This window comes from Staphylococcus sp. GDY8P85P, assembly GCF_017892405.1.
GTDB lineage: Bacteria > Bacillota > Bacilli > Staphylococcales > Staphylococcaceae > Staphylococcus > Staphylococcus borealis.
Window position 1 is genome coordinate 50,084 of sequence record NZ_JAESLA010000025.1, and the last position, 4,677, is coordinate 54,760.

The 4,677-nt window shown below is 38.0% G+C and carries 2 protein-coding genes; both read right to left on the reverse strand.

What is annotated here, in order from left to right:
• The coding region (locus KA828_RS06485) for a YSIRK-type signal peptide-containing protein (RefSeq protein WP_210125786.1) at window positions 1-286 on the reverse strand (286 nt) is incomplete at its 3' end.
• A 277-nt stretch (window positions 287-563) separates the two neighbouring features.
• Window positions 564-4,677 (reverse strand): Rib/alpha-like domain-containing protein (locus KA828_RS06490; RefSeq protein WP_210125787.1); only part of this gene is annotated, 4,114 nt, incomplete at its 5' end.

Below are 4,677 nucleotides of genomic sequence, written 5' to 3' on the forward strand. Positions count from 1 at the left end.
TTGCTGCTTCTTCTGTACTTGTTTCTTCCGTACTAACTTCTTTTGTTAAGTCTGAATTACGATCATTATTATTTACATTGTTTTGTAAATTTAATTTTCCACCATTTTCAGTAGTACTATCAGTGTTTTCTGCTGCTTTAGCTTCTTCGCCTGCCCCAAATAATAATGATGCTCCTATAAGAATTGAAGCTGTGCCTACGGTGAATTTTCTAATGGAGTATTTGTTTAGACGATTAGGTAAGAAGTCTACCTTTTTCTTAATTGGCCCTTGTCTTCTTTTGTCCATATTTTCCTCCTAAATTTTATTATCATTAATATATTCAACTTCCATATAAATATTAATGAAAGTTCACTTAAATCATATTTCATAATTAAATTTATTACAATACTTTAATTAAAATTACTTTTAATTTTAGTAATAGATAAAAAATTATTCCATTATAACAAAATTCATTAAATACAAAAAATATTTCGTAAAATATTTAAAAAAAATAACCATAGTATTCCCTTAAGGAAATACTATGGTTACATGCATAATCAGTAAATTTTTACATATTTATTATTTACTTTTCAACATTATTATTTTTGTTTTTACGACGTCTGCCAACTAAGAATAATCCTCCAAGTGCAGCGAATAATGAACCAAATAATGTGCCATTAGTTTGATCATTATTACCTGTATCAGGTAATGCTTTACTATCAGATTTATCTGCTTTGCCATGATTATCTTTATCTGCGTCGGCATCACTGTCTGCATCTGCGTCACTATCTGCATCGGCATCACTATCTGCGTCGGCATCACTGTCAGCGTCTGCGTCGCTGTCTGCATCGGCATCGCTATCTGCGTCTGCGTCACTGTCTGCATCGGCATCACTATCTGCGTCTGCATCACTATCTGCGTCTGCGTCGCTGTCTGCATCGGCATCGCTATCTGCATCTGCGTCACTATCTGCGTCTGCGTCACTGTCTGCGTCTGCGTCACTATCTGCGTCTGCATCACTGTCTGCATCGGCATCACTATCTGCGTCTGCGTCACTATCTGCGTCTGCGTCACTATCTGCGTCTGCGTCACTATCTGCGTCTGCGTCACTGTCTGCATCGGCATCACTGTCTGCGTCGCTATCTGCATCTGCGTCACTATCTGCGTCTGCGTCACTGTCTGCGTCTGCATCACTATCTGCGTCTGCATCGCTGTCTGCATCTGCGTCACTATCTGCGTCGGCATCACTGTCTGCGTCGGCATCGCTATCTGCGTCGGCATCACTATCTGCATCGGCATCACTATCTGCATCGGCATCGCTATCTGCGTCTGCATCACTGTCTGCATCGGCATCACTATCTGCGTCTGCGTCACTGTCTGCGTCGGCATCGCTATCTGCGTCTGCATCACTGTCTGCGTCTGCATCACTATCTGCGTCTGCATCGCTGTCTGCATCTGCGTCACTATCAATTGGTTCTTCGTCAATGACAACTTCTACTGTGATATGATCTTGTGAACCATCTGGATAAGTTACTGTTACTGGAACATAATATGTGCCAGGATTTTCACCATTTGGTAAACTTTCTGGATCATCCACTGTAACTACTGGCTGTTCTCCTGTCGTTGGATAGTTAGGAACAGTTACCGCTCCAGTTACATCACCCTCAGTTGTTGGTACTCCATATGGCTTACGAACAACATCACTTGTTGGTTCATATTTAGTAGCAGTAGCTGCTGGTTTTTTACCAGTTGTTACAGGTACATCAATATGATCTACTGTGCCATCTGGATATGTCACTGTTACTGGAACATTTACTGTTCCTGGTGTAGTTCCATTTGGTAAATTATCAGGATTATTAACTGTGATTACCGGTTGTTCCCCTGTTGTTGGATAATTAGGAACTGTTACTGAACCAATTACATCATCTGATGTTGTTGGTGTTCCATAATCATGTTTCACTCCAGTTGTTACTGGTTCATAAGTGACATTGTTATTAGCAGGTTTTTCTCCTGTTGTCACAGGTACATCAATATGATCTACACTTCCATCTGGATATGTCACTGTTACTGGGACATTTACTGTTCCTGGTGTAGTTCCATTTGGTAAATTACCTGGGTTATTAACTGTGATTACTGGTTGTTCCCCTGTTGTTGGATATCCAGGAATTGTTACTGAACCAATTACATCGTCTGATGTTGTTGGTGTTCCATAATCGTGATTTACACCATTACTTGTTGGTTCATAAATCACTTTATCTTGTGTTGGTTTTTCTCCTGTCGTAACAGGTACTGTGATATGATCCACACTTCCATCTGGATAAGTTATTGTTACTGGGACATTTACTGTTCCTGGTGTAGTTCCATTTGGTAAGCTATTTGGATTATCAACTGTTACAACTGGTTGTTCTCCTGTTGTTGGGTATCCAGGAATTGTTACTGAACCAATCACTTCATCTGATGTTGTTGGTGTTCCATAATCATGATTTACACCTTCACTTACTGGTTCGTAAATTACTTCGTCAGGTGTTTCATCGTCTTTAGTAACAACAGTTACTGTCACATGATCTTGTGTGCCATCTGGATATGTCACTGTTACTGGGACATTCACTGTTCCTGGCGTATTACCGTCTGGTAATGTACTTGGATCATCAACTGTGATTGTTGGTGTTCCTTTTTCTGATGGATAATCTGGAATTGTTACTGCTCCTGTTACATCATCCTCAGTTGTTGGTGTTCCGTGATCTTTTGTGACTTCGTCTGTTGTTGGTTCATACACTTCATTATCTGGTTGTTGGTCTGTAATAGAGAATGAATCAATAGCTAATGCTGTAGTTAATGATTCTGTAGAAACACCTTGTTTGAATACTGCAGATGAGAATACGTCTGATACTTTTGCATCTTCTGGTACTGTTAAAGGTACTGAACCTACTGTTCCATCTTCTGCAGAAGTTACAGTAACTGGATCTCCGAATTTTTCGCCATTTTTGAACCATTGCACTTGATATTCACGATTTGGTAATAAGCCACCTGTTCTAGATTCTGCAGTATCACCTGGTCTAGCTAATTCATCTGTTGAGTTATAATTCGTGATGTCGTGCATTGGTTGTGGTGCTAAAAGTGCAAAATCCACACCTGATGTGTTATATGAGCTTTGAGCATTTGGTCCAATTGGTAACAAATCGTCACTTAATCCTTCAAACATGTTGGTTTGGAAATTATTACTCCAAATAGCATAGTCGTCAACTAGTGGCGTAACATATACGTAATCAGAATTGATATGTCTGTGTTTTTGTCCAATTGTTCCATTCCAAGCCATTAAGTTATTATGTGAAACATCTTTATCAGCTACAACTTTACCATATTCTTCATCTGAGATAGTTTTAGAAATGCTTGCACCTGAATTTTGTTTATAAGCACTAATACCATAAATACCTTTGAACGGAATGTAATAATCACCTTTAGAATCTACATTTGCTACAACAGTTTCAGCAATGTGTGAGCCCACACCATTTTTAGCTTCATAATCAGCGATAATCTGTGCTTGTGCAGCTTTGAAATCATCTAATGTATAACCACTGTGCTCATTTTTCCAAGTATCAAATAATCTAGTTACTTCGTCATTTACATATGATGCAGCGACTTTTGTATTAGTGGCATTAACATCCCAAGAGTCTTTACCCCAACGTCTTGCATCAGAGCCATTAGGATCCCCGTTTTCATACCATACGTTACCGCGAATTGTACCGTAAGCACCTGTATTTTCAAATTGGCCATTTGAAGTACCAGATGTTGTACGTTCATTTTCTGGTTTTAGTAACCAATCAACATTGTTATGTTTTTCTTGAAGTACAACGTGTGAGTTAACAATTCTATTAATCCCTGCTGTAAAGTCCCAAGATTCATTTTTTCTAGTTAAACGATCATGATAACCATACATTTGGTCACCGTGTTTAACAACATCGTATTTAGATGGATCTGGATTTTTAACCCAAGTTCTTATAGCAAATTTAGAGTCTCCTGCTAATTTAAATTCATAAGAATTGCCATTCTCATCTGTAACTGGTTTAGATAAGTCAAATGCAAATGAACCGTCTGGGTTTGTAGTAGTGTAATATACTGGGGATACAACACCTTTTCCGTTTACCCATTGTAAGTAGACATTAACTCCTGACAATGGTAATGCATCTTTTTGAGAATAATTTGAATGATTACCATTTCTATAAACCCATGCTTTACCACTATAAGTTTGTTTTTTAGTAGCATCACCTGGTGAGTATATAGCACTATTTTCTGCTGATTCTTGTAAATCTGACGTATTAGCACGATCCATTACCATTGCTCTATTACGTAACAAGTTTCTAACAGGTGTGTTAGAAGTTGTCTTCGTTTTAGAAGATGTGTTTGTTGTATTAGCAACTACTGGAGTTGAATATTGATCATTAGTTGCCGATTTTTCTTTAATTAAAGCAGCTAAAATTTCATTTTCATCAGCTTTATTAACACCTTGTTTATTTAAAACTGATAAAATTTCGTCTTCAGACACTCCTGTTTCATTTGCTACATTTTTAACTTCATTTACAGTTTCTTTTTCTGAAATTGGTTGATTTGTTGTAGTTTCTTTAGTAGCTTCTTCTGTTGAAGGGTGTTCTGTTGTGCTTTCTGTACTTGCCTTCTCTTCTGTTGAAGGTTGTTCTGTT